Genomic DNA, 25,036 nt, shown 5'->3' on the forward strand with positions numbered 1-25,036 from the left:
TGGAGTATAGATATGAGTGACGTACCAAAGGGCATAAAGCGTTGGTTGTTTTCCACCAATCATAAAGATATAGGGACACTGTACATTATTTTTTCCATATTAGCTGGAATTATTGGTGGATTATTATCGGTGATTATTCGCACTCAGCTAATGCACATTAATATACTTAACAATAACTATCAATTATATAACGTAATGGTTACAGGGCATGCGTTGATAATGGTGTTTTTTATGATAATGCCAGCCCTCATGGGAGGATTTGGTAACTGGTTTGTACCTCTCATGATTGGCGCACCAGATATGGCGTTTCCTCGTATGAATAATTTGAGTTTCTGGTTATTAGTGTCATCTTTTATTTTGCTCATTCTCTCAGTGTTTATTGGTGAAGGTCCAGGTACAGGTTGGACTTTATATCCACCTTTATCACAGGTAATGTCCCATCCAAGTGCAGGAGTTGACATTGCTATACTTGCACTCCACGTTGCTGGTATGTCGTCAATTGTTGGGGCGATCAACTTTATAGTTACTATATTTAACATGCGCGCAAAAGGCATGTCATTAACTAAGATGCCACTGTTTGTTTGGTCTGTCTTGTTAACAGCATTTATGTTGATTGTTGCCTTACCAGTGCTTGCCGGTGCTATAACTATGCTTCTTACTGATCGCAATATTGGTACTTCCTTTTTTGATCCTGCCGGTGGCGGCGATCCTGTGTTATTTCAACATCTATTTTGGTTTTTTGGTCATCCAGAAGTTTACGTAATTATTTTTCCTGCATTTGGCATCATAAGTCAGGTTGTATCAACTTTTTCTCACAGACCTGTATTTGGTTACATAGGGATGGTTTATGCAATGATAGGTATAGCAGTATTTGGCTTTATGGTTTGGGCTCACCATATGTTCACTGTTGGGCTTAGTGCTGACGCTGCTGCATTTTTTAGCACTACCACAATTTTTATCGGTGTTATAACTGGTGTAAAAGTCTTTAGCTGGATTGCAACTATGTGGGGTGGAGCAATTGAGTTTAAGACCCCTATGCTATTTGCACTAGGTTTTATTTTCATGTTTGTTGGCGGTGGCATAACGGGAATAATTCTTTCTCATGGTGGAATAGATAAGCTCTTGCACGACACCTATTATGTTGTTGCTCACTTCCATTATGTCATGTCACTTGCTGCATTATTTGGAGCTTTTGCTGGCTTTTATTATTGGATTGGTAAAATGTCGGGTAAACAATATAATGAGCGCTTAGGTCAAATCCACTTTTGGCTTACTTTTATTAGCACCAATATCACTTTTTTACCTCAACATTTCTTGGGATTAGCTGGTATGCCAAGACGTATACCTGATTATCCTGATGCGTTTATCCCTTGGAATTATATATCCTCAATTGGCTCATATATGTCCTTTGTTTCAGTTATGTTTTTTGTGTTTATAGTTATACATCTCTTCAAATGGGGCAAGAAAGCTGGAGATAATCCTTGGAAAGGTGACACCTTGGAATGGACGGTATCTTCACCACCGCCTTTTCATACTTTCGAAAAGCCACCAGTGGTAAAATAGAATGTACACAAGTGTTTTGCTAAATGTTGAATCAACAATACTGGATTTTTGGCGTTTGCTGAAGCCAAGGATAATGTATCTTGTGGTATTTACTGCAGTTGCCGGTATGGTTGCTGCACCAGGTGGTATGCATCCTTTTCTAGCATTAATATCTCTTATATGTGTTGCTCTTGGCTCAGGATCTGCAGGTGCTATAAATATGTGGTATGACAGAGATATAGATCTGCTCATGGAAAGGACAAAAAACCGCCCTATACCCTCAGGTAGAGTTTCTGCAGAAAGCGCGCTTGAATTTGGTATCACTCTTGGAATATTATCAGTATTTATCATGGCAATAGCAGTAAACTATATTTCTGCTGCTTTACTTGCAATCAGCATATTGTTTTACGTTTTTGTATATACGATCTGGCTCAAAAGACGCACTCCGCAGAATATCGTTATCGGTGGTGCAGCAGGTGCTTTCCCTCCAATGATTGGCTGGGCAGCTGTGACTAATTCTGTAAGTTGGGAAAGTTTCATTTTATTTTTAGTAATTTTTATGTGGACTCCACCACACTTTTGGGCCCTATCTTTAAATAAGTCTGAAGACTATGTAAAGGCATCGATTCCAATGTTCAATATTGTTTATGGTCCGAAGAAAACAAGAAAATATATATTAATTTATAGTGTTTTGCTGGTGCTAACTAGCTTGCTTCCAGCTCTATTCTTGAAAAAGGCTTTACTTTATCTAAGCATGGCAACCTTTGAAGGGTGCGTTTTTATTTGGTACGCTATATCAATTCTCAGATTCAAGAACCACAGCTCACAGAAAAAAATGTTTTCTTATTCAATTTCTTATCTATTTTCCCTATTCGCCAGTATTATTTTTTGTTCTATTGATTTATTTTAATTATGAAAGAACGGCAGAAGCATAAAAACTATTTTTTACTTTTCCTTTTGGTAATGCTCGTTGTCACACTTTTTTTTGTTTCTATAATAAAATTTAAAGGTGCAGCTTAAACTACCTTTAGAAATTGTGCTTTCATAGAAGCAACTATATACTTTATTAATTCATTACAGTTAAAGATGAGCAAAAAGGAAGTGACAATATATACGGATGGGGCGTGTTCTGGTAATCCTGGAGCGGGAGGATGGGCAGCTATCATATTATTTCAAGATTATAGAAAAGACATTTATGGTAGAGAAGAAAATACCACAAACAATAAAATGGAGTTAACAGCGGTGATCAATGGGCTGAAAGTATTGAAATTTTCTTGTAATATTAATTTATATACGGATAGTCTCTATGTTAAACATGGCATAACAGAGTGGATAAATAAGTGGAAAATGAATGGTTGGAAAACAAGTAATAAAAAATCAGTAAAAAATATGGAATTGTGGAAAGAGTTAGACAACGTTGCTTTACAACACGAAATTGATTGGAAGTGGGTTAAAGCACACAGTGGCGATAAGTATAATGAGGAGGCTGATAGTTTAGCAAGAAAAGCAATAATCAATGCTTAAAAAAATTACTGTATTATTTTCCGTAGCTTTATTGTTCATATTGTGCTTCTTTATTTTTTTAAAGCCTTTAGAAATCAATATTAATTATGTTAATTTTTATGTTAAACATAAAATATCAAAAATATTTGTTGGCTCAAGCGTTAATGTGGAGAATACCTCAGTTGTTTGGCAGAAAGGTAGCAAAGATCCGTATTTAGTCATTACAGATTTGGCAATAGCAAACCCTAATTTTACTATAAAAGTTCCTGAGCTTTTTGTACATTTTAAGTTAAGTTCCTTATTTAAAGGTAACATAAAATTTTCTCAAGTTTTAGCTGATAATGTGCGTGTATATATCAAGAGAGAAGAAATTAATGTTAATCCGCAAAACTCATTAGACCTTTTGGATAATCATTATTTAAGTAATAACCGCCTTCCTTCGGTGTCATTCCAGCGCGTGACGCTGGAATCTAGAAAAAAAGAAACAAGTAGTCAAGCTACTTGGATGACAGGAAAAAAAGATATTGGGATGACAGGAAAAAAAGATACTGGGATGACAGGGAAGAATTTCAAGATGACAGAAAGCAGTGCAAAAAATCTATTAAAAACAATAAGGGAATTTTTTTTTGACTTAAATGCGGATTCAAAAATTGAATTTACTAACATCGCTATTAATAAAGGCACGGAAGATGAATTTTTTATTGATAAATTGTATATAGGGAAGGGGGAAGATTTTAATGTTTTAGATATTCATGTGAATACAAAAGATGAAAAGGGATTTTTGGATGATTTATCAATTACGATAAAAAATCGCAACAATTTGCTAAATGTGTACGGGACATTTTATGATCTAAAATTGGGACTATTAAGCGAGTTTTCTACATTAGTTAAAAGCTACAATTTGGACAAAAATATAGGATTCAAAGGAAGCTTCTCAGTGAAAATTAATAAAAAGGATGAAATTGTAGATGGAAATATATACGTATTGAATACAGAAAATTATTTGAACAAAAATTTGGCCTTAACTAATGTAAATATAAATTTAACATATAGTAATGGAATTATTAGTGTAAAAAACTTCCATTTTAAGTTAAATGACACGTATCTCTCTTTAATAGGCAAAATGAACTTTGGTACAAGTCATGCTTTGCTTAGAATTAATATTAGTAAGTTTGCTGCAAAGGATTTATGTACTTATATACCAGATAGTGTAGTAAATAGTAAATTTAAAAGCTGGTATTGTGATAATATTGATGGGGATGTTTTAAATACCATTGTAAGTTTCAATGGCAAAATTAACAATTTGGTTGATGACGATCTGTCAGACATTGTAATTGTTGCTGATATAGAAAACGGTAGCGTAAAATTTGATGAAGATTTTGAGCAAGTAAAGGAATTAAAGGGTGATTTGATCATCAAGAATAACGATCTTGAAATTACTGTAAATAGCGCTAAGTTTCAGAATTTCACTGTTAATGGTGGTGATATTGAAATGAAATCTCTAAATAAGGAAGATTCAGTTCTAACCATTAATGGCAAAGCTGTAAGTGATGCGTATGGTTTATATGAGCCTATAAGATTTAAGCTGGATGATGTGGTGAAGGTTGAAAGGGATAAAGTAAGTGGAATGGCAAAATCCGTATTTAATTTTCGCATTTTTAATCTAAATGCTGATGACAAAAAAGTAGACTTCTCAGCAAATTTTCATTCTGAAATTGACAATTTGGCCGTCTATAATGCAAGTCTTGGTAAATATGATATTAAGCTTAGTTTTGGCAGTGACTTTATAGATTTAAATGGTAGTGGTATGGTGAATAACACACAGCTATTATTTGACCTGAAAAGTAGCAATAGGAATGAAAGTTTCGCCTGGAATTTGACCGGAGATTTACCCGCTCAAATATTTAATTTTGATAGTGGCTATGTCAGTGCAAATTTAGAGTCAGTGATAAATCAAGATAAGACGGGGTATGTTAATGGTGATATAGATTTATCAGAATTTGAATCACATTCAAGCTACTTAGGGTGGAAAAATCGCTTTGAAGATCACAATAAAATTTTGTTTTCTACAAGGTTAAAAGGAGCAGGTGAATTGTTAGTAGATAAATTAGACATTGTAGGAAATGACCTAGATATAAAATTCAGCGGAAGAGTAGAAAATGGAAATTTATATTTAAATTCTAGTAGCTTTAAATTGCCTGATAATGATTTTAGTATAGAAATTGAATCAGGTAAGGAGAAAAATGCCATAACTATTTATGGTGAGGAAATTAACTTAAGTGATATTTTAGGCTTGCTTGGCAAAAACAGTAATGGATTAAATAAAGATATAGAGATTAGTATGAATGTTGACAATGTAATTATGAAAGAAGGCATCGTTATCAAAAATGCTAAGCTGAATGTAACCTGTACTAAAGGTAATTGCAATGGAAGTCAATTTACAGGGCAGTTTCTGGAAGATAGCAGCAACATACTAGCAGAATACAGTGGAATAGGGCTCGAAATATATGCGGATAATTCAGGTATGCTTTTGCGTTCCTTAGGCATTAGTAAATCAATTAAAAACGGCAAATTGTCTTTTTATCTCTCTCCTCAGAGAGAAAGTGGAGAACATTATGGTACGTTATCCATTAGCAATTTCTACATCAAAGATGCTCCACTACTTACTACTTTATTGTCGATGTCTTCATTGCCTGGCATTGTAAATGCCATAAAAAATGAAGGTGTATACTTTTACAAATGTAATGCACCTTTTTCATACAAAGATGGCACTATTGAAATTGAAGAATCTTGGCTTGAAGGGGCGGAGTTAGGTATTAGCACTGGTGGTAAGCTCGATATTAGAAATTATAAATTCCAGGTTGCAGGACAAGTAATACCAGCATATTCAATTAATAAATCTTTGTTAAAAATTCCTATAATTGGAAAACTTCTTACTGGTGGGAAAAGTAGGGGAATCGTTTCAATAGACTATAAAGCAAGTGGTGATGACAAAAACAATAACGTATCTGTTGATCTTATCTCTTCGCTAACTCCAAACCTATTAAAGAGGTTATTGGGAGTGTTTGATCGCATTATGACAAAAACTAACGAAAGTGGCTTAAAAGGTGGTGTGAAAAAGAAATTTGGTTCGATATGACCAAAAGGGAAGTTATTTAACAAAATTATGGACAAAAATGCAAGAATTTCAGAATGATCTACCTGGTTTTTTATTTAGTTGTTTAAGTAATACCACTCCCTTTAACCTCTCTATATTTGCTGAACAACTAAAAAGGGTAGGGGGGTGGTTGTAAATTGTATCTGTTCAGCAGAGTGGCAAAATAAGGTAGACGAGAAAAGACAACTATAGGAACAAATGGGTGTCATGCCAGTGCGTGACACTGGTTTGGCTTTGTTGCATCGCTCTTCGGATAGTAGGTAACGCACAATAAATTTATGAAGCTATCTCAAATTTAGCCATGCCTATTTCAGTAAATTTGTTAAGCAAATAACATTTGAGTAGCAGTTCCCTCTCACGATTCATTTCAGATTTGTTCCTAAAACTAAATCCAAATGTCTTTTTTAATCGCGAGAAAAAACCTTCTATATAAGATCTTTTTCCATAACTCATCTCTTTTTTCCACTTCTTTATACCATCTTCATCATATGACTTTATGAGCTTGACTGCAGAATTTCTCTCAGCCATATAGTCTAACTTTGGATGCTCTGCTGCGTTGTTTTTCGGAGGAATTTTCGTTTTTATACCATATTGATTACACAGCTTATAGAGCTTTTCTCTGTCATATGCCCTATCTGCATATAGTACTTTTATGACATACTGAAAATCGACTTCTTTTAGCAAATCACAAGCTCCATAGTGATCAGCCGTTACTGTATTTTACAGCTATGGCTTTTTTGCTGTTTGTATTCAACATTACATGCAATTTTCTTGTCTGTTCATAGCTGCGATACTTTCTATCTTCGCTATTTTCTTTGCTATGACCAGGAGTGTTGTTGTATATACTAATTCCTGTACTGTCTATAGCAATTTCGATATCTTCCATATTATTTTCTGCAATCATTGATCTTAATATTGAGTTTCTTAAACCTTCTTGATGATTGTGAATAGCTGATAACTTGCAAATTTTTCCCAATTTGCTCAAGGTATCCTGCTATAAACCCAACTGTTTGCCTCAGGCCTATTCTAAATAAACAAGTTATTATGTGCACCAAAATTACAACTTTATCGCTATAAATATTGTTGCCACCTGGTATTTTTGGACCATTCTCGTACCACTTTTCTATGGCTTCGTTGATATAATGAAAAATATTTCCTCTTTTTTCTAGAAATTTGTTATATTCGCTATGGTTACTGACCCTCATTTTTTGTGGCATATTTTTTCTTTCAAGGTTAAATGGCTATTTTATAATGAATTTTGTCAGTAGCCACCAGATTTTTTCAGTTGCTATGCAACAAAGCCATCCCAGTGTCAAGCACTGGAATGACATCACAGGGGCACTGGAATTTTTGTTTCAATATTTGTACATTAGCCATGCATCTGAACAGATACTGTAAATTAGCTATATTACATTAGCCCATCAGATGAGTTGTAATGGTTATAATTGTCTGATAAGTGATCTCTAACATCGTGACCTAACTCATTGGCATCAGGCTTAACTTCGTGATCTAACTCATTAGCATCGAGCTTAAACAAAGAAGGATTATCATCAGATTGTTGATTAGACTCTTTCTCTTTCGACCCAAATAACCATGAAAAGAGTGATGAGATAGAATCAATAATGGATTTAATTGCTGAAAAAATATTGGATAAGAAATTACTGGGTTGCTGAGTATCCTCTTCGGCTGATTCTGGTTCAGGCTCTTTTCCTGCTGTGTCATCCACATCTTGTTCAGGCTTACTTCTGCTTATGAGTGTCTTATCTAACCATTTGGACATATTCTTGTCTGGATTATGAAAATACATTTTCTCTATGTCCTTGTTTTCATCAACAAAAATTACTACAGTTGCATTCTGACTTAATGACCCTTCATTTAATCTATAACGTTCACTAACGAGCGATTCATGAGAGTTCTTTATATCTTGAATCAATCGAAGTTTTTCTTCTTCTACTAAAAGGTAACCTCTGTGTTGTATAGCATAATTGGTCCCTTTGTACTTAAATTGCAACATTCCTGTAACCTCTGTGTAGTCATCACCTTTTTGTTCTTCTTCTGGCTCTGGATTCGTGCGGTTTTCATTTACCTCTTCTTCAGACTTACTTCTGCTTATAAGTGTCTTATCTAGCTGTTTGAATATATTTTTGTCGGAGTTTCGAAAATACATTCGACTTATCTCCTTATTTTCATCAACGTGAATCGATAAAACTGTATTCTCATTCCCCAATCCATCACATTCACTAACGAGCGATTCATGAGAGTTCTTAATGTCTTTGATAAATTGAAATTTTTCTTCTTCTGAAAAGTACTTGCATCTTACGTTATAAGTGGTGCCTTTGTATTTAAAACTAAATATCCATCCATGGTCTTTATATTCATCTACTAGTTCATGAATATTCTTGACATTTTGTATAGCTTTAAATTTTTCATCTTCTGAAAAGTCCTTGTATCTTACGTTATAAGTGGTGCCTTTGTATTTAAAACTAAATATCCATCCATGGTCTTCATATTCATCTAGTCCAGAATTCTTGACACGTTGTATAATTTGAAATTTTTCATCTTCTGAAAGGTCCTTGAGGTATATACTACCAGTTGTATCTTTATATTTAAATTTAAACATCCATCCATGGTCTTCATATTCATCTAGTCCAGAACTCTTGACACGTTGTATAATTTGAAATTTCTCTTCTTCTGAAAGGTTTAGGCGGTATACACTACCAGTTGTACCTATGTATTTAAAAATAAAACTCCATCCATCGTATTTATATTCATCTACACCCATCTGCTTGCAAATAGCTTTATAATTTTTTTCTTCTACTTCTCGTCCAACAACATTTGCTATGAGTTCAGTATCCAGAATACTCAAAGTTTGGACTGTTGCCGATGGTGAAAAACACAATTGAAATATGTGGCCTAGCTCATGACCCAGAACAAAATCCATGGCACTTTGCTTATATGTCAGAGTATTCTGACAATCTGTTACTCCTCGTGTAATATATCCTGGACTACCATCTTCATCTATGCCGAGAAGATTGTTATACTTTGTATAATCGCTTCTATTATTGAAAATGTAAACCGTTATATTTTTACTTATGCTACTATCTTTGAAGCAAAACTTTTCTTTAAATGCCTCATAGGCAGTTTTAATGTCTGTTTCTATTTGGTTTTGTTCCTGCTCAGATAAGTTGTCGTATTTTATAGTACAATTTATATACCCGTATTTAACGGTAAAGCTGTTAGACAAAACATCATGTATATTTGTGGAAAAATAATTGAACTGCTTTGACTCGGCTTCTTTATACAATTGATGCCCATATTTATCACTAGAATACTTTGGTAGTTTAGGTACTTTGGCAATTAAGTTTTTGTTACTATCAAAAAAAGAAATATCAGAATTACCAATCCTAAAATCCTTTATAGATTGCCCGCAAGTGCCATCATTTGCACAATCATGATTATCTTTCTTATTAAACCATGCGTTGGTGTATTTTTCCATTTTGATACCTCACTACCAAACCTTACTATATTATTATCTTGGTAAAAATCATAATAATTCGTTAACTTGTATTTTAAATCTGTATCAAATGTGCTTTTCTCGTAAGGTATCAATTGTGAAGTAATTAACTTTATTTGTTTAAAATTTTGCTAAAATAGCTCTTTTTATACTATGTTTTATATAGCTAAACTGACTTAGATTTACTGACAATTTGAAAAACAAAAATTCGTCATTCCGCTACTATAGTATTTTCTAAAACGAATGATAAACGTCTAAAATGGTATTACCAACTAAAAGGTGTAAGTTTGTACATTGATGCATTAGAGGTCTGAGGCGACTTTTGATGGTGTGCCAACAATGCTCTATCGGATTTAGATCTTACTATTACCCACAAATATAAATGTTTGTTGCATAGCTCTTAATGGCATAACTTTTGCTTGAAATAACTGTTTATATGGTGCAATTTACAGCTTTTAGTTGCTAAAATTATAACTCTTAGTTTAATAATTTTAGTCTAATAAGCTTTCAGGTTAATAAAATTAAATTATTTGAGTAAATACAATATTATGTTTTTATTTGTGGGTAATAGTAAGGCTTAAAGCAAAATGTAGTACGAACGGTAGGTGGATCTAAAAGATCGAATTACAATCCTGTATACAGCATTTTGCATTATTGTTTGATTATATTTATAGGTACAAAAATGGCTAGAATAATTTTCATGGGAGTAGATGTTTCCAAGGAAGCATTGGACATCTCAATTAATGGCAAGCATAAGCGCATAGCAAACGTGAGTGATGCTATATCTAAGTTTATAGAAACAAATATAGTCGATTTACCCATCAAGTTATATGTAAACTGGTGGCTATGAAAAGCTCATTATAAAATTGTTGCAAGATAACTGTCCATAAAGCTCACCCGAATCGGGTATATGCATTTGCCAAAGCTTGCAATCATTTTGCAAAAACTGACAAGTTAGATGCTAAATTACTGGAAAAATACGCTGAATTTGTCAGTAAAGACGGTGAAGTAAAAGGATGTATAATTTCACAAAAGCAAGAGGAATTAAAGGAGCTGGGGGCAGTTGAGCGTAATTTAAATGATGCAATTCATGCAAACAAGTGTCGCCTGCAAAGTGCGACGGGAAAAGCTAGAGAATACATAGAAAGACAGATAGGGTTTGCTGAAAAACAATTGAAAGAAATTAGGCAAGACATAGAAGACACAATAGATTCTGACCCTGAATTGAAAGGAAAAAATGAGCTTTTAATCAGCTATAAAGGTATTGGTCAAAGACGGCGAGCGTTCTACTGACAGAGGTGCCTGAGCTTGGTAGATTAGAGAATAGAGAAATTGCATGCTTAGTTGGAGTTGCACCTAAAACTAGTGAAAGTGGAAGAAAAGTTGGCAAAGCTCAAATCAAAGGAGGCAGGTTTTATGCAAGGAAAGCACTATACATGTCAGCTCTTGTTGCTATGCGCCACAACAGAAAAATGAAAGCGTTTTATCAGCGTTTGGTTGATTCTGGCAAAGCTGCTAAGGTTGCATTAGTTGCTGTCATGAGAAAAATTATCGTTTGTTTAAATGCCATGATAAAAAATAACAACTTTTATCTTGACTCTTAAGACGGTAGATGACAGACCATTGATTGTATGGGTTCCATCTGTTATATATAATCTTTTTGAATACGAAGAAAACTGATGAATGAGTATGATATTACGGTTATAGGTAGCGGTCCTGGTGGTTATATAGCGGCAATTAGGGCGGCACAGCTTGGGTTTAAAACTGCAATTGTGGAAAAAGAAAAAAATTTAGGCGGTATATGCTTAAATTGGGGATGTATACCAACAAAATCACTGCTTAGAGCATCTGAGGTTTATAGGCTAATAAAAAGATCAAAAGAGTTTGGTATAGAAGTAAAGGGAGCGAATTTTGATATACAATCAATAGTGAAATACTCAAGAAACGTTGTTGATAAATTGTCAAGCGGTGTTGCATATTTGATGAAAAAAAATAATATCAAAGTTCATCAAGGTTTTGGTAAACTTGCAGGCAATGGTACTATAAAAGTCGTTAGCGATAAGGAAGAACAAGAAATTGTTTCCAAGCATATCATTTTAGCAACAGGCGTGAGGGCACGGAATCTGCCTGGAATAGAGGCAGATGGAGATTTAATATGGAATGCGCAGCACGCTATGACTCCAGAGAGATTACCAAAATCGCTACTAATTATAGGGTCTGGTGCAATTGGAATAGAATTTGCAAGTTTTTATAGTACTTTGGGGGTTGATGTAACAATCATAGAGATAAAGAGCACTATTTTGCCGCTGGAGGATAAGGACATTTCAGATTTAGCACAAGAAATATTCACAAAACAGGGGATAAAAATATATACAAACAGTAGCGTAAAAGCTCTTACTAAAAGTAAAGACTCTGCTCAAGTGCTACTAAGTAGTGGTGAAAGCAAAGAATTTGATAAGGTGATTGTTGCGGTTGGAATTCAAGCAAATATTGAAAATATAGGTTTAGAAAATACAAAAATTAAATTAAGCCCTTCTGGCTTTATTGAAACGAATGAATGGTATGAAACTAGTGAATCAAATGTGTATGCAATAGGTGATGTAGCTGGCCCACCATGTTTAGCACATAAAGCGAGCCATGAAGCCGTGATCTGCATTGAAAAGATTGCTGGTAAAAATGCTCATGCGTTAAAAAAAGAATGCATACCAAATTGCACTTATTCTCATCCACAAATAGCGAGCATCGGCCTTACTGAGGAACAGGCAATAAAAGGTGGGTATGATATAAAAATAGGAAAATTTCACTCTAATTTTAATGGTAAGTCTGTTGCACTCAGTGAAACTGAAGGGTTAGTGAAAACGATTATAGATAAAAAAACCGGAGAAATTCTGGGTAGCCACATGATAGGTGCAGAAGTAACGGAGTTAATTAGCAATTTTGCTCTTGCAAAGCAACTAGAAGGAACAGACTTCGACATAAAATCTACGATTTTTCCTCATCCAACCATTTCAGAGATGATACATGAATCAGTGCTTGCTGCAGATGTTAAATAGTTGAACTAACGTTCCATCGTTTTAGAGTTGTCAATGTCTTGAGTAGTAGTTTGATTAGGCACTTTAGTTTCAATAGATTGATTACCACCAGCATCAGAATTCTGTAACTCTTCTTTCAATCCCTTAGCTGCTTCTTTAACTTCAAGCTTTGCCTTTGGATGAAGATCTTCTGGGCCTTTTCCTTTAGTATCCAAACCTTGTTGTAGATTAGTGCTTTTCATTTTATTATGCTGCTCGTGCTCAGGTAGGTCAACGACCGAATTGAAAAGAATTTTTATTATATTTTTTAGCAGTTCTAAAAAACCTCCGCTTCTGCCTTCTCTTTGTTCTTGAGGTTTATTTTTCTCATTAGGTTCTTTTTTACTATTACTTTTAGGCATTTTTAACTCAACTATCATAACGCTTAATAAAATTCTACGTGCAAATTGTTAAATAACAGTTAACAATCTAGGATTTATTATTTACAGATGGATATTATTTTAGCAACAGGTGGCACAGGTGGGCATATCTTTCCGGCCATAGCTTTAGCAAAAGCACTAAAGACACAAGGATACAATTGCATATTATTCACTGATAAAAAAACAAATAAAAATACCGACATAGAAAGCTACACCTTACCATTACGTAGACCAAGCAGCAACAAATTTAAGTTTTTCCTTTTCTTGATATACAGCTCTATGTTAGCACTGTATCAAGTAAGAAAATTAAAACCAAAATCGGTCATTGGTTTTGGTAGCTATGCTTCTTTTCCAACTCTTCTTGCAGCAAGAGTTCTTTCTATACCTATAATTTTACATGAACAAAACACAGTTTTAGGGAGAGTAAATAGATTCTTTTTCAAGAGTGCAAAATTAATTGCAACCAGCTTTCCGGAGACTAAATATGCAGAGGGCAATAAATGTATTTTTACAGGAAATTTTGTTGATATAAAAGCACAGAGCCATTCTAGCACTGAGAAAATCCTAAATATATTGGTCATAGCAGGCAGCCAAGGTGCAAATTTTTTTGATGATGTAGTAAGCAGCGTAATTTGTGATTTACCTATTAAAATGAAAAAGAAAATTAGAGTGACGCAGCAATGTACGAAGAAAAATGTAAACAAGGTCAAAAGTCTATACAAAAGTGAAAAGATCGATTGTGAATTGAGTGAATTTTTTGATGATATGGAGAATAGACTGGCCAATGCTCACTTGGTAATTAGCAGAGCAGGAGCAACTTCAATAGCAGAGATCACTCTTGCTAGGCGTTCTGCTATATATATTCCTTACCCTTACTCAAAAGATAATCACCAATTTTATAACGCAAAATATATTGAAGACTCGAGAGCAGCTATAATAGTTGAGCAGAATAGTGAAGCAAAAAAAAATCTAACAGAGGTACTATTTGATCTATTAAATAATTCTCAAAAATTGCGTGATATGACCAATAGTACAGAAAAAACAGGGATAAAGAATGGGACTACTGAGTTTGTTAAGGTGATTGTTCACAGGTTTAGTTGATGGCTGCTTGCTTTTTCTTCAAACACGTCCCAAAGATCCTTTTCTAGCGATATATTATACAATTTATTGATATAAACTACTCCCGTGGGTGAAGTTGTGTTAATTTCGAGCAGGAAGTCATCTATAATATCAATACCAACAAATATTAGCCCTCTTTTCTTTAATTCAGGACCAATTTTGTTACATATTTCATTGTTTCTATCGTTCATTTGAGCGGGCTCAAAACTTGCTCCAAGTCGCATGTTTGTTCTGATCTCTCCACTGATTTTTGGAATTCGTTTCATTACACCAATTGGTTGGCCATAAAGTAGCAATATTCTTTTATCTTTATCTATGTTTTTACAAAATGATTGTGCAATCACAGGGCATTCGTATTTTGCTATCATGAGATCCACTACTACTTGAATACTATTCTCATCTTGTATTCTTATCACATCGTTTCCTCCATAACTATACAATGGCTTCAGAATAATATCTTGATAGTTGTAGTAGAAATCTCTAATCATTGATATATTTTCAGTAATCAAAGTTGGCGGAATTAGCTCTGGAAATAATGAAGTTATCAATTTTTCAGGACAATTTCTTATTTCTGTTGGATTGTTAATTACCAATGCGCTGGTTTTTTCTAAGATATATGTTGTTGTAATATAACGCATATCAAAGGGTGGATCCTGTCTGATAAATATGATGTCCATTTCATTCAAGTTGATTGCTACATCCTCTTTAGAGATAAAACTAAAATCATCAACGCTGACTTTCTGAGCCAGAGCAATTGGATGGTTTAGCTTTAGTGCTAAATTGTTAGGAGCATAGACAAAAACTTCGTGCTTCCTCCTTTGTGCTTCCTTTATTAGCACGAATGTAGTGTCAGTTTCAAAATTTATATTTTCATCCATCTGAAAGGCAATTTTCATTTATGTTCTCTACCTATTGTCACAACTGTACAAATGTTATAATTTGAAAGCGATTTTTGCCTAATGGCGTAACTTACTGTACCTGTATCGTACATAACTTACAACTTGTTTTACTCCCTTTACTTTTCTTGCAATTGCTATTACAGCTTTTAATTCCGCTTTATTTTGGGCTATACCCATCAAATAAACAACTCTATCAACCGTATTAACGCTATAATTAATTGACTTAATATTTCTTTTTCCCAGGAGTCTTGTTCTTATTTCCGCTGTTATCATGCCATCTACAGTGGTGTCTAGCATGGAAGCCATTTGAATTGGTATTACTCTTATTTCATTTATCACTTCTTTAATTTCTTTTTGCTGCCAAGCTATTTTTTCTGCTGTAAGTTGTTTTTCAGGAGTGTCAACACTTCCAATGAGCAATACTCTTCCTTCACTTACTTTAACCTTTATGGATGAAAATAGCCCATGTTTTAAGAGCCCCTTATTAATTCTGATGACCATAGTCGTATCATCAATGATATTTCCCAAGGATTTGTCCTGCATTGTTATTGCTGTTGCTGTCGCTGTAGCCACCACACCACCTATTATAAGGGTTGTGCAACCACTTTGTGTAATCAAAAAAATTGCGAGTAAGAAGCTTGTTATTAATCTCATTATTGATTTTCATGGTTTAGAGCTTTCATTAAGAAATGTTAATAAGCTTTTTTGATTGTGTAAATACCATAAATTAAGTAAGACTTTAAACCTTGAATATTTTTAATGGAATACCTATAATAGGGTACTGAAAATTTCTTGCGGATATGGCGGAATTGGTAGACGTGCCAGGTTTAGGTCCTGGTGAGCTTGCTCGTGGGGGTTCAAGTCCCTCTATCCGCACTTTAAAGTCATGTAACTTAGGTTTTAAGGGAAAATTTATAATCACTAAATACACTTTTGTTTGTGTAAAAACCTGTTCTTAAGGATTGTGTTTAACTTAAATTCTGGTAAAATGACTCTATTAAGATATGAATTAAAATGTTAATAAATGAATTATGATGTCTAATAATATACCTCAAAATACAGTCGAAGTAAGTAGCGTATATACCTACAAAGAGCTTAGTATAGATAAACTAAAGTATGAGTATGAAATCACAGTTGGTAGTGATTATATAAAACAAAAGGTAAATTCCAGGTTGCAAGAGATAGCAGAAAATGCAAAATCACCTGGATTTAGGGCTGGAAAGATGCCCTATGACCTTGTTGTTGCAAATTATAAAAACGAGGCTTTGGAATATGTGATAAATAATACAATTGATTATTGCTCAAGTGATTTGATGAAAAAAATTGAAGTCAAGTCTCACATTTATCCTAAGGTTGATGTTATATCATTACCAGATCTGGGCAAAGAAAATGAGGAGGGCAATTTTGTATACAAGCTATCTTTTGAGTCGATGCCTGAAGTACCGATGATAGATCTTGACAAAATAAACTTAAAGAAAATTGAAGCAAAGATTGAAGAGGAAGATATAAAAGAATTTATTGATTCTATCAAAACAAAGTTCCCCAATTTTGCCTCTGTTGATGATGCTTCTTATCAAGCGAAAGATGGGGATAAATTGATAATTGATTTTGAAGGGCGGATTAGGAATAAGCTCTTTCAAGGTGGAAGTAGCAAAGATTTTGCCGTTAATTTAGGGTCTGGCACATTTATTAATGGTTTTGAAGATCAATTAACTGGTATGAAAAAGGGAGAAACAAAGAACTTTAAGTTGAAATTTCCTGAAAATTACCAAGCCATTTCCCTTGCAGGACAGGAAGCTGATTTTTCTGTGCGAGTTAATGAGATTCAAATTGCCAAAGATTTTGAAAATGATGATGAAATAGCTAAGAGTATTGGGTTTAAAGATTATTCTTTGCTAATAAATCATGCAAAAAAAATGATTGGTGATCAGTGCACCGAAATGAGAAATCTCTTAATTAAAAAGGAGCTGTTTGATTATTTGGATGCTAATTATAGTTTTGATTTACCCACAGACATAGTAAAACAGGAGCAACAAAGAATGGAAGGAGAATTGGGTGCTCAAAATGATTCTCGTAAAGAAGCTGAAAAACGTGTAAAGCTTGCTATGTTATTTATGAAATTTAGTGCAGAACATAAAATATCATTAACTCAAAATGATGTTTTGAGTGTTATTGTAAATCAATATGTCAGTAAAGATGTGCAATTTGACAGAGTAATTAAGCATTTTGAATCAAATAAACAATTTCAAGAATTAGTTAGAGGGCAAGCGCTTGAGTATAAAGTGACAGATTATATAATAGAAAAAGTTAGTAAAGAAGAGCAGATTGTTTCTGTGAAAGAATTAAAGGAATTATTTGATAATATTTAATAGGAAAAGGTATGACTCTTATACCAATTGTAGTTGAACAAACTAGTCGCGGTGAGCGCGCTTATGACATATATTCAAGACTAGTGAAAGAAAGAATAATTTTTGTAACAGGTCCTATTGAAGACAATATGGCCAGTGTAATAGTAGCACAGCTTTTATTTTTAGAATCGGAAAATCCCGATAAAGACATTTGTATGTACATCAACTCACCAGGTGGTGTTGTAACTGCTGGTTTGTCGATCTACGATACAATGCAGTATATAAACCCAGACGTTTCAACTTTATGTATAGGTCAAGCTGCGTCTATGGGTTCTTTATTGCTTGCAGCTGGTACAAAAGGTAAGCGCTACTCTCTACCTCATTCAAGAATTATGATACATCAGCCATCTGGTGGTTATCATGGTCAAGCAACTGATATAGAAATACATGCTAATGAAATTTTGCGAGTTAAGAAAAAACTAAATCAAATTTATGAAAAACATACTGGAAATTCACTGAAGAAAATTGAAGGAATGATGGAAAGAGATAAATTCATGGATCCTGAAGAAGCAAGGAAAATTGGCTTAATTGACAGGGTGATAGCTGAGCGTACAGATATTGAAATTGAAAATATTAAAGTTAAACAAAAGGTGGGTTAATGGATAACAATAATGATTTACACTACTGTTCTTTTTGCAACAAGGCGCAAGATGAAGTAGATAAATTGATTACTAACTCTTCGGATGGTTTAAAGGTGTTTATTTGTAATGAGTGCATAGAATTATCCCATAAAGCAATAAGTCAAAAGAAAGATAGATCTTTTAATTCAGATCGTATATCTGATATGAAGCTATTACTAAAGAAACCTGAGGATATAAAAAACTTTCTCAGCAAGCATGTTGTAGGTCAAGAACACGCGCAACACGTTTTATCTGTAGCTATGTATAACCATTGTCAATCCATGGTACAATTTCATGCTATAAGTGATATTGAAATCGAGAAGTCAAATATAATGCTTATTGGTCCCACTGGTTCTGGTAAGACTTTGCTAGCCAAAACACTTGCTAAAGTTTCAGATGTGCCATTTGCTATGGCTGATGCGACAACTTTAACTGAGGCAGGTTATGTGGGTGATGATGTAGAAAGCGTGTTGTCGCGTTTATTACAAGCTGCAAATTATGACGTTGTAAAAGCACAGCGTGGTATAGTGTTTATAGATGAAATAGACAAGATTACAAGAAAATCTGAAAGCACTTCAATAACCCGTGACGTTTCAGGTGAAGGGGTCCAGCAAGCTCTGCTTAAGATTATGGAGGGTACAGTTGCTTATGTTCCGCCACAAGGAGGGCGAAAACACCCGCAACAAGAGTTTATACAAGTGGATACTAGTAACATACTGTTTATTTGTGGAGGAGCTTTTGAAGGCCTCGATAAAATTATTGAAGCGAGAAAAAAGGGAACGTCAGTTGGCTTTGGAGCAGATATAAGTCAGTCTAAAGAGCAAAAGAAAAAGAATGCTTTACATGATGTTCAACCTGAAGATTTAATCAAATTCGGTTTAATACCCGAATTTGTAGGGCGGGTTCCAATAACTGCTGTTTTAGATGAGCTGGATCATGAAGATTTAATACATGTGTTGACAGAGCCAAGGAATGCACTAATAAAACAGTACAAAGCATTGCTTGCGTTTAGCAAAGTAAACCTTGAGTTTTCAGATGAAGCAATATCAGCTATTGCTAAAAAGGCTATAAGCTACAAAACAGGTGCAAGAATGTTACGTGCTATCTTGGAGTCACTTTTGCTTGACATTATGTATACATCTGGAAACGGAGGCTTTGAAGGTAGCACTATAGTAATCACTAAGAAAATGGTAGAATTAGGAAAAGCAACGGTTAATCATAATAACAATGGCAATGTTATAACGGTTAATGATTAATTTGAGGCATATATTATGAACATTGAACGTGCTGTAAGCTCTAGTTTTACTGCATTGCCAGTATTACCTTTAAGAGATGTAGTAATTTTTCCAAATATAATGGTGCCTTTATTCATAGGCAGAGAAAAATCTGTTAATGCACTAGAGTATGCAATAAGTAGTAGTAATCACCAAAATGAGATTTTTCTTGTAGCACAGAAAGATGGCTCTGTTGATAATCCAGAGCCTGAAGATCTTTATGAAGTAGGTGTGTTAGCAAGCATTGTACAACCGTTAATAAAATTACCTGACAATGCAGTAAAAGTTATAATCCGGGGGATAAGAAGGGGAAGAGTTGTAGAATATATTAGCTCTCATACTTTATTACAAGCCAGGGTAGAGTTAGACAATCATTATAAAGAAGATGAAGACAATATTGATTTAGAAGCTTTAAGGCGGTCTGTTGTAGACGCGTTCGATAGCTGGTGTAAGCTAAACAAGAAAAATCAACCCGAGGTTGCCATTAACTCCATTGATCAAATCAAAGAAGTTGATCAACTTGTAGACACGGTAGCTTCACATTTAAATATAAAAGTATCAGATAAACAAAGTATACTTGAGGCTTATGACCCAGAAGAGCGTTTAAAAAAAGCTTTTGCTTTTATTGAGAGAGAAATGAGTATTTTGAACGCACAAAACCGTTTATATAAGACAATTAAATCGCAAGTTGAAAGCACTCAGAAAGTTTACTACCTTAACGAGCAATTGAAAGCTATACAGAAAGAATTAGGCGAATTTGAGAATGGTGATGAAGGGAATATACTCAATGAATTTGAAAAAAAGATAAATGAAACAAAGCTTTCTCAGGAAGCAAGAGAGAAAGCTATAACTGATTTGAAGAGATACAAGAAAATGAATCCCATTTCTCCTGAAGCTACAGTTATATCTAGTTACTTGCATTGGTTGCTTGAGTTGCCATGGGGAAAGTACAAAGATGCAAAAATTAACTTAAATGCAGCTAAGAAAATCTTAGATGAAAATCATTATGGCATAGAGAAAGTAAAAGATAGAATAATAGAATTTTTAGCGGTATTAAAAAGAGTAAAAGAGATAAAAGGTCCTATACTTTGCTTAGTTGGACCGCCAGGTGTTGGTAAAACTTCTTTAGCTAAGTCTATGGCAAGAGCAGTAGGAAGAGATTTTGTTCGCATAGCTCTTGGTGGTGTGCGTGATGAGTCTGAGATACGAGGGCATAGGAAAACTTATATTGGCTCAATGCCTGGTAAAATCATTCAACACATGAAAAAAGCTAATTCATGCAACCCGCTTTTTCTGCTTGATGAAATAGATAAGATGGGTTCTGATTCGCGTGGCGATCCTGCATCTGCATTACTTGAGGTTTTAGATACTGAGCACAATAAACACTTTACGGATCATTACTTGGAAGTTGAGTTTGATCTTTCAAGTGTAATGTTTGTAGCTACGGCAAACAGCTTAAATTTACCACATCCTTTGCGTGATAGGATGGAAATTATACAATTGTCCGGGTATACTGAAGATGAAAAAATCAGTATTGCTACACACCACCTTATTCCGAAGTTAAAGAAGGAGCATGGTTTGTATCAGAAGGAATGGGACATAACTAATGAGGCGTTATACGAGTTGATACGTTTATATACACGTGAAAGTGGTGTGCGGAGTATGGAAAGGGAGCTTGCAAAGCTCATGAGAAAGGCAGTTAAAGAAATATTGACTGATAAAAATAAGAAAATATCCGTAGGGGTTGACAATTTACAAGATTATTTAGGGGTACGTAAATATACCTTTGGCATTGCGGAAAATGAGAGTTTAGTAGGAATAGTAACTGGGCTCGCCTATACTGAAACAGGTGGTGATATTTTGATGATAGAATCAGTCCTAATTCCGGGCAAGGGAGAAATAAAATACACAGGAAAGCTTGGAGAGGTTATGCAAGAATCTATAAAAGCTGCGTATAGTTATATTCGATCAAATTGTTTGTTTTTTGGTATAAAGCCCGAAAAATTCCAAAATAATGATATACATTTACATGTACCTGAGGGTGCAGTACCAAAAGATGGCCCTTCTGCTGGCGGCGCGGTATGTACGTCTATTGTTTCTCTTATGACGAATATACCAGTTAACAAAAATGTTGCTATGACAGGCGAAGTGACATTGCGTGGTAGAGTTTTAGCTATTGGGGGCTTAAGAGAAAAATTGCTTGCAGCGCTCAGAGGATCAATCAAAACTGTGATTATACCAAGTGAAAATGAGAAAGATATGCAAGAGATTCCGGCAAGCATCAAAGAGGGGATCAACGTAGTTTTTGCTAAGAATATTGATGAAGTTATGAAAGTTGCTTTAATGCACCCTACTACTCCAATTGATGGTGATGATAATCAAAATAGTGTGCCTTCCTCTATAGAAAGTAAAGATGATACTTTTCCTATGTCGGAAACATTGAAGCATTAGATTAAAAAAATATTATCAATCTCCATTTCTCTTTTATCTGGCAAGAATCCACCAACTTGTGCATCCCATAAGGATATGACTTGCTTTGTTGTTATGTCATTCATATTTTTTACTTATTCTATCTCCCAGTTTAATTCAAGTAGATGATATATTATAATAGTCCTTTTCATGGAAACCTTTTCTGGTGGATTGCTTTCTAGAAAAACATTGGTCAAGGTGCCAACTGTGGTTTATAATAATATAAATTATATCATAGTTGATTTGCGTTTATCAGAGCTGAGGTATGTTTTATTTTACAAATTTTTTGCCTATTTTACTGTTCCTATTTCTTTTTGTAGGAAGCGGCATATATTTTACTGTTCTTGGCGTGTCAAATGCTTTTTATCAGTTATCTCCACTAGTAGCCATTGTTCCTGCCATAGCTCTGGGTTGGGTTTTATACAAGGGCAATACTGAAGAAAAAATGTATGCCTTTCTAGATGGGGTAAGAGATCGTAATATTATCACTATGTGCATCATTTTTTTACTTGCAGGTGCATTCAGTGAAGTAACTAAAGCAATCGGTAGTGCTGATGCCACAGTTAATTTGGCTCTTTCATTTATACCAACACAATTTTTACTCATAGGATTATTTTTTGTAGCAGCTTTCATCTCCACTGCTATTGGTACATCAATGGGCACCATTGCAACAATTGCTCCTATTGCAGTTGAACTGACACAAGCTGGGATTTCTCCTTCCTTAGGAGTTGCAACCGTTGTAGGAGGAGCAATGTTTGGCGACAATTTATCTATTATCTCTGATACTACAATTGCATCTGTGATGTCTCAAAAGGCTGATATAAAGAAAAAATTAAAACTGAATGCAAAAGTGGCACTAATTGCTTCTATATTCACAATAATTATATTATTTTATAGCTCAAGCAATAGTGCTGCTATTTCAGTTAAGGAGTATTCTTTATTGCTTGTGACTCCTTACATAATACTTATATTGCTTGCAAACTTTGGAATAAATGTATTTACGGCATTGGTTTTAAGCATAACTTTTGCTGGAATCATTGGATTTATAAATAACAACAATTATGGTTTATTGTTTTTAAGCCAAAACATCACTAAGGGGTTTATGAGTATGCATGAAATTATGCTACTGTCATTGATGGTTGGCGGGCTTTCAGGACTGGTAGGTAAAAATTCTAAGGAGCTTGCAGATAAACTTTCATCTTGGGTTATGATACAACGTGGTGGACAAAAAACTGCGCAATTATTTATTGCAAAAATAGTCAGCATATTTGATATTTTACTTGCAAATAACACCATCGCTATAATTTTTAGTGGTGAAATTGCTAGAGATATTGCTAAGAAATATGAAATACCGCCTCACTATAGTGCAGCATGGCTAGGCATATTTTCTTGTGTATTTCAAGGATTAATACCGTATGGCGCTCAATTGCTTTTGGCTAGCACTATTGCTGGAGTTTCACCTTTGGCAGTCGTGCCACACGTATACTATTGCTATGTTTTAGGTATTATTGCAGTGTTATATATTGTATTGAACAAAATTGAGAAAAAAGATTGTGCTTAATATACAAGACAACGCTCCGCTCTGTAGAAAATGGATGTTCTTGGCAGTATGTGCTCTTGCTTGCTCTGGGTTACTGTCAATAATTGTTATTTTTCTACGATTGCCTTTTATCTCCTCTCTTGTTCCTTCTGCACAATATATTTTTGATAATGCGCTGGTAATACACGTGAACTTGTCAATTTTAGTGTGGATGTGCTCTATAATATCTCTGCTCTTTATCATAAACCTACAAAATACCAATAGTTGGTTTAACTTTTCATGGGTTCTATCAACCCTTTCGATGCTGCTCATGTTTATATCCGCATTCGTTCCAAACACTGAAGTTATCAAAAGTAATTATATTCCCGTGTTACAAAACAAATTATTTTTGTTTGGACTCAGTTTATTTATTGCCAGTATATTAGTAAATACAATGCTAGCATACACATCAAAAAAAGAGGTTTCATTTCTCTCTGTTGGGCAAATTGGGCTAGTTATTATACTTGTATCGTCATTTCTTTGCTTTGTTTTAGCATATAATAATATGCCTCCAGGTCTATATCACTCAGATAATAATTTATTTTACGAATATCTCTTTTGGGGAGGCGGACATTTATTGCAGTTTGCTTTTACTCAAGGAATGTTTTTAGTCTATTTAATGATCAGTGATGTTAGTTTAGCTTCAAGCAATAAAATTACTATTTTACCACTATTTATAAACACGATTTTAGCTGTAGGCGCACCGTTTGTATATTTTGTTTATCCAGTTGATAGTGCCAAGTTAATACAGTTTTTTACTTGGCATATGAGGATTGCTGGAGCAGTTTTGCCGTGCTTTTTGATAATATTAGTGTGCTGCAACATCAGAACTTTTATTAATGATAAAAGCAACTATTTATTACATTCATTTTTGTTGTTCACTTATGGAGATGTGCTCGGAGTGTTGACTATTGAAGGAAATGTCACCATTCCCGCTCATTATCACGGTTCTGTAGTTGGGATCACTATAGCTTTTATGAATTTCATTTATTGGCTGTTACCCAAATTAAACTTTAAAGAGATAAAAGGTTCCATGGTAAGATTACAGATTTATGCCTACAGTATAGGGCATTTTCTCCATATCACTGGTCTTGTGTGGCTTGGTGGATATGGTGCTTTAAGGAAGGTTGCAGATCTGCCAAGTATTTCATCAATGTTAGCACGCACGTGCTTCATTATAGGTGGCGCTATATCAGTTGTTGGTGGAATGTTGTTCGTAATAATTGTGCTTTTACATCTGTTAAAAGGCAAAGCGCGTACCAACTGACCCATAGAAACAAAAAAAACTTCCTTGACAAACTCCGCCAGCCCCCTTATCATGAAACTGAAGCTATTTATTTATCTTCTCTGTACAGATTAAATGACAAAAAAACTCACGTATCTGGCGTCCCATGTTTAATTTTTTGCACTATGTGCACCTTATGTCTTTATAAAATTTCTAGGTTTTTACCTAATATAAGCTGAAATGCGCTTATAAAGCATTTAAAACATCAAAAAACGC

At 34.3% G+C, this 25,036-nt stretch carries 20 protein-coding genes, 1 tRNA gene and 1 pseudogene; 15 read left to right on the forward strand and 7 right to left on the reverse strand.

What is annotated here, in order from left to right:
- The first annotated feature begins 12 nt into the window (after window positions 1-12).
- The 4 genes from ctaD to AAGD59_RS03270 all read left to right on the forward strand — a co-directional run bounded on the left by ctaD (window position 13) and on the right by AAGD59_RS03270 (window position 6,184).
- A complete protein-coding gene (gene ctaD, locus AAGD59_RS03255) occupies window positions 13-1,563 on the forward strand; it encodes a cytochrome c oxidase subunit I (RefSeq protein WP_015589126.1) in 1,551 nt (516 codons plus the stop codon).
- A gap of 1 nt (window position 1,564) precedes the next feature.
- Window positions 1,565-2,452 carry a heme o synthase gene (locus AAGD59_RS03260; protein ID WP_015589125.1) on the forward strand — a complete coding sequence of 296 codons (888 nt, stop codon included), beginning with the start codon at window positions 1,565-1,567 and terminating at the stop codon, window positions 2,450-2,452.
- A 176-nt stretch (window positions 2,453-2,628) separates the two neighbouring features.
- Window positions 2,629-3,066 (forward strand): ribonuclease HI, encoded by a 438-nt coding sequence (gene rnhA, locus AAGD59_RS03265; protein ID WP_015589124.1) that lies wholly within the window; start codon window positions 2,629-2,631, stop codon window positions 3,064-3,066.
- Window positions 3,059-6,184 carry an AsmA-like C-terminal domain-containing protein gene (locus AAGD59_RS03270; protein ID WP_015589123.1) on the forward strand — a complete coding sequence of 1,042 codons (3,126 nt, stop codon included), beginning with the start codon at window positions 3,059-3,061 and terminating at the stop codon, window positions 6,182-6,184. The genes rnhA and AAGD59_RS03270 overlap by 8 nt, the downstream gene beginning before the upstream one ends.
- A 294-nt stretch (window positions 6,185-6,478) precedes the next feature.
- Here the strand turns inward: AAGD59_RS03270 and AAGD59_RS03275 are convergent, their stop codons facing one another.
- The 4 genes from AAGD59_RS03275 to AAGD59_RS03290 form a co-directional block, all read right to left on the reverse strand.
- Window positions 6,479-6,886 (reverse strand): transposase, encoded by a 408-nt coding sequence (locus AAGD59_RS03275; RefSeq protein WP_051062209.1) that lies wholly within the window; start codon window positions 6,884-6,886, stop codon window positions 6,479-6,481.
- A gap of 19 nt (window positions 6,887-6,905) precedes the next feature.
- The gene (locus AAGD59_RS03280; protein ID WP_010082383.1) at window positions 6,906-7,106 is read right to left on the reverse strand and encodes a hypothetical protein; all 201 of its coding nucleotides are present in this window, start codon (window positions 7,104-7,106) and stop codon (window positions 6,906-6,908) included.
- On the reverse strand, window positions 7,090-7,419 hold the full coding sequence (locus AAGD59_RS03285; RefSeq protein WP_007548762.1) for a transposase: 330 nt from the start codon (window positions 7,417-7,419) through the stop codon (window positions 7,090-7,092). Before AAGD59_RS03285 ends, AAGD59_RS03280 begins: the two co-directional genes overlap by 17 nt.
- 191 nt (window positions 7,420-7,610) lie before the next feature.
- Window positions 7,611-9,698 (reverse strand): hypothetical protein, encoded by a 2,088-nt coding sequence (locus tag AAGD59_RS03290; protein ID WP_015589122.1) that lies wholly within the window; start codon window positions 9,696-9,698, stop codon window positions 7,611-7,613.
- A gap of 700 nt (window positions 9,699-10,398) precedes the next feature.
- Here AAGD59_RS03290 and AAGD59_RS03295 point away from each other — a divergent pair.
- The 3 genes and pseudogenes from AAGD59_RS03295 (at window position 10,399) to lpdA (ending at window position 12,769) form a co-directional block, all read left to right on the forward strand.
- Complete coding sequence (locus tag AAGD59_RS03295) at window positions 10,399-10,566, forward strand: hypothetical protein (protein WP_153296805.1); 168 nt, start codon at window positions 10,399-10,401, stop codon at window positions 10,564-10,566.
- A gap of 433 nt (window positions 10,567-10,999) precedes the next feature.
- Window positions 11,000-11,320 (forward strand): annotated as a pseudogene (locus AAGD59_RS03300) (transposase); the annotation flags it as partial.
- 75 nt (window positions 11,321-11,395) lie between these two features.
- A complete protein-coding gene (gene lpdA, locus AAGD59_RS03305) occupies window positions 11,396-12,769 on the forward strand; it encodes a dihydrolipoyl dehydrogenase (RefSeq protein ID WP_015589121.1) in 1,374 nt (457 codons plus the stop codon).
- Between the two features lie 5 nt (window positions 12,770-12,774).
- Here the strand turns inward: lpdA and AAGD59_RS03310 are convergent, their stop codons facing one another.
- Complete coding sequence (locus AAGD59_RS03310) at window positions 12,775-13,167, reverse strand: hypothetical protein (RefSeq protein ID WP_006279962.1); 393 nt, start codon at window positions 13,165-13,167, stop codon at window positions 12,775-12,777.
- Between the two features lie 69 nt (window positions 13,168-13,236).
- Here AAGD59_RS03310 and murG point away from each other — a divergent pair, with 69 nt between their 5' ends.
- Window positions 13,237-14,268: an undecaprenyldiphospho-muramoylpentapeptide beta-N-acetylglucosaminyltransferase gene (gene murG, locus AAGD59_RS03315; protein WP_015589119.1), complete on the forward strand. Its 1,032-nt coding sequence runs from the start codon at window positions 13,237-13,239 to the stop codon at window positions 14,266-14,268.
- Here murG and gshB read toward each other — a convergent pair.
- Complete coding sequence (gene gshB, locus AAGD59_RS03320) at window positions 14,253-15,182, reverse strand: glutathione synthase (RefSeq protein WP_015589118.1); 930 nt, start codon at window positions 15,180-15,182, stop codon at window positions 14,253-14,255. The two genes, murG and gshB, sit on opposite strands and share 16 nt — an antisense overlap.
- A 60-nt stretch (window positions 15,183-15,242) precedes the next feature.
- Window positions 15,243-15,839 (reverse strand): BON domain-containing protein, encoded by a 597-nt coding sequence (locus AAGD59_RS03325; RefSeq protein ID WP_006279461.1) that lies wholly within the window; start codon window positions 15,837-15,839, stop codon window positions 15,243-15,245.
- A 140-nt stretch (window positions 15,840-15,979) separates the two neighbouring features.
- Between AAGD59_RS03325 and AAGD59_RS03330 the strand changes: the two genes are divergently transcribed.
- The 7 genes from AAGD59_RS03330 to AAGD59_RS03360 all read left to right on the forward strand — a co-directional run bounded on the left by AAGD59_RS03330 (window position 15,980) and on the right by AAGD59_RS03360 (window position 24,802).
- A tRNA-Leu gene (locus AAGD59_RS03330) sits at window positions 15,980-16,061 on the forward strand.
- A gap of 158 nt (window positions 16,062-16,219) precedes the next feature.
- Window positions 16,220-17,554 (forward strand): trigger factor, encoded by a 1,335-nt coding sequence (tig, locus tag AAGD59_RS03335; RefSeq protein WP_015589117.1) that lies wholly within the window; start codon window positions 16,220-16,222, stop codon window positions 17,552-17,554.
- 11 nt (window positions 17,555-17,565) lie between these two features.
- Entirely contained in the window at window positions 17,566-18,192 is a 627-nt protein-coding gene (gene clpP, locus AAGD59_RS03340; protein WP_006280254.1) for an ATP-dependent Clp endopeptidase proteolytic subunit ClpP, read from the forward strand.
- Entirely contained in the window at window positions 18,192-19,469 is a 1,278-nt protein-coding gene (clpX, locus tag AAGD59_RS03345) for an ATP-dependent Clp protease ATP-binding subunit ClpX (protein ID WP_006279985.1), read from the forward strand. Before clpP ends, clpX begins: the two co-directional genes overlap by 1 nt.
- Window positions 19,470-19,484: 15 nt before the next feature.
- Complete coding sequence (lon, locus tag AAGD59_RS03350) at window positions 19,485-21,938, forward strand: endopeptidase La (RefSeq protein ID WP_141456951.1); 2,454 nt, start codon at window positions 19,485-19,487, stop codon at window positions 21,936-21,938.
- Window positions 21,939-22,221: 283 nt separating this feature from the next.
- The gene (locus AAGD59_RS03355; protein ID WP_141456953.1) at window positions 22,222-23,517 is read left to right on the forward strand and encodes a Na+/H+ antiporter NhaC family protein; all 1,296 of its coding nucleotides are present in this window, start codon (window positions 22,222-22,224) and stop codon (window positions 23,515-23,517) included.
- A 34-nt stretch (window positions 23,518-23,551) separates the two neighbouring features.
- Window positions 23,552-24,802, forward strand: coding sequence for a cbb3-type cytochrome c oxidase subunit I (locus tag AAGD59_RS03360; protein ID WP_174516867.1), 1,251 nt, complete (start codon window positions 23,552-23,554; stop codon window positions 24,800-24,802).
- The last annotated feature ends 234 nt before the right edge of the window (window positions 24,803-25,036 follow it).

Source organism: Wolbachia endosymbiont (group A) of Cephus spinipes, assembly GCF_964026895.1.
Classification (GTDB): Bacteria; Pseudomonadota; Alphaproteobacteria; order Rickettsiales; family Anaplasmataceae; genus Wolbachia; species Wolbachia pipientis.

Coding starts and splice junctions, on each gene's coding strand:
- ctaD (WP_015589126.1), top strand. CDS start 13: ATGAGTGACGTACCAAAGGGCATAAAGCGTTGGTTGTTTTCCACCAAT.
- AAGD59_RS03260 (WP_015589125.1), top strand. CDS start 1,565: ATGTACACAAGTGTTTTGCTAAATGTTGAATCAACAATACTGGATTTT.
- rnhA (WP_015589124.1), top strand. CDS start 2,629: ATGAGCAAAAAGGAAGTGACAATATATACGGATGGGGCGTGTTCTGGT.
- AAGD59_RS03270 (WP_015589123.1), top strand. CDS start 3,059: ATGCTTAAAAAAATTACTGTATTATTTTCCGTAGCTTTATTGTTCATA.
- AAGD59_RS03280 (WP_010082383.1), bottom strand. CDS start 7,106: ATGATTGCAGAAAATAATATGGAAGATATCGAAATTGCTATAGACAGT.
- AAGD59_RS03285 (WP_007548762.1), bottom strand. CDS start 7,419: ATGCCACAAAAAATGAGGGTCAGTAACCATAGCGAATATAACAAATTT.
- AAGD59_RS03290 (WP_015589122.1), bottom strand. CDS start 9,698: ATGGAAAAATACACCAACGCATGGTTTAATAAGAAAGATAATCATGAT.
- AAGD59_RS03295 (WP_153296805.1), top strand. CDS start 10,399: ATGGCTAGAATAATTTTCATGGGAGTAGATGTTTCCAAGGAAGCATTG.
- lpdA (WP_015589121.1), top strand. CDS start 11,396: ATGAATGAGTATGATATTACGGTTATAGGTAGCGGTCCTGGTGGTTAT.
- AAGD59_RS03310 (WP_006279962.1), bottom strand. CDS start 13,167: ATGATAGTTGAGTTAAAAATGCCTAAAAGTAATAGTAAAAAAGAACCT.
- murG (WP_015589119.1), top strand. CDS start 13,237: ATGGATATTATTTTAGCAACAGGTGGCACAGGTGGGCATATCTTTCCG.
- gshB (WP_015589118.1), bottom strand. CDS start 15,182: ATGAAAATTGCCTTTCAGATGGATGAAAATATAAATTTTGAAACTGAC.
- AAGD59_RS03325 (WP_006279461.1), bottom strand. CDS start 15,839: ATGAGATTAATAACAAGCTTCTTACTCGCAATTTTTTTGATTACACAA.
- tig (WP_015589117.1), top strand. CDS start 16,220: ATGTCTAATAATATACCTCAAAATACAGTCGAAGTAAGTAGCGTATAT.
- clpP (WP_006280254.1), top strand. CDS start 17,566: ATGACTCTTATACCAATTGTAGTTGAACAAACTAGTCGCGGTGAGCGC.
- clpX (WP_006279985.1), top strand. CDS start 18,192: ATGGATAACAATAATGATTTACACTACTGTTCTTTTTGCAACAAGGCG.
- lon (WP_141456951.1), top strand. CDS start 19,485: ATGAACATTGAACGTGCTGTAAGCTCTAGTTTTACTGCATTGCCAGTA.
- AAGD59_RS03355 (WP_141456953.1), top strand. CDS start 22,222: ATGTTTTATTTTACAAATTTTTTGCCTATTTTACTGTTCCTATTTCTT.
- AAGD59_RS03360 (WP_174516867.1), top strand. CDS start 23,552: ATGTTCTTGGCAGTATGTGCTCTTGCTTGCTCTGGGTTACTGTCAATA.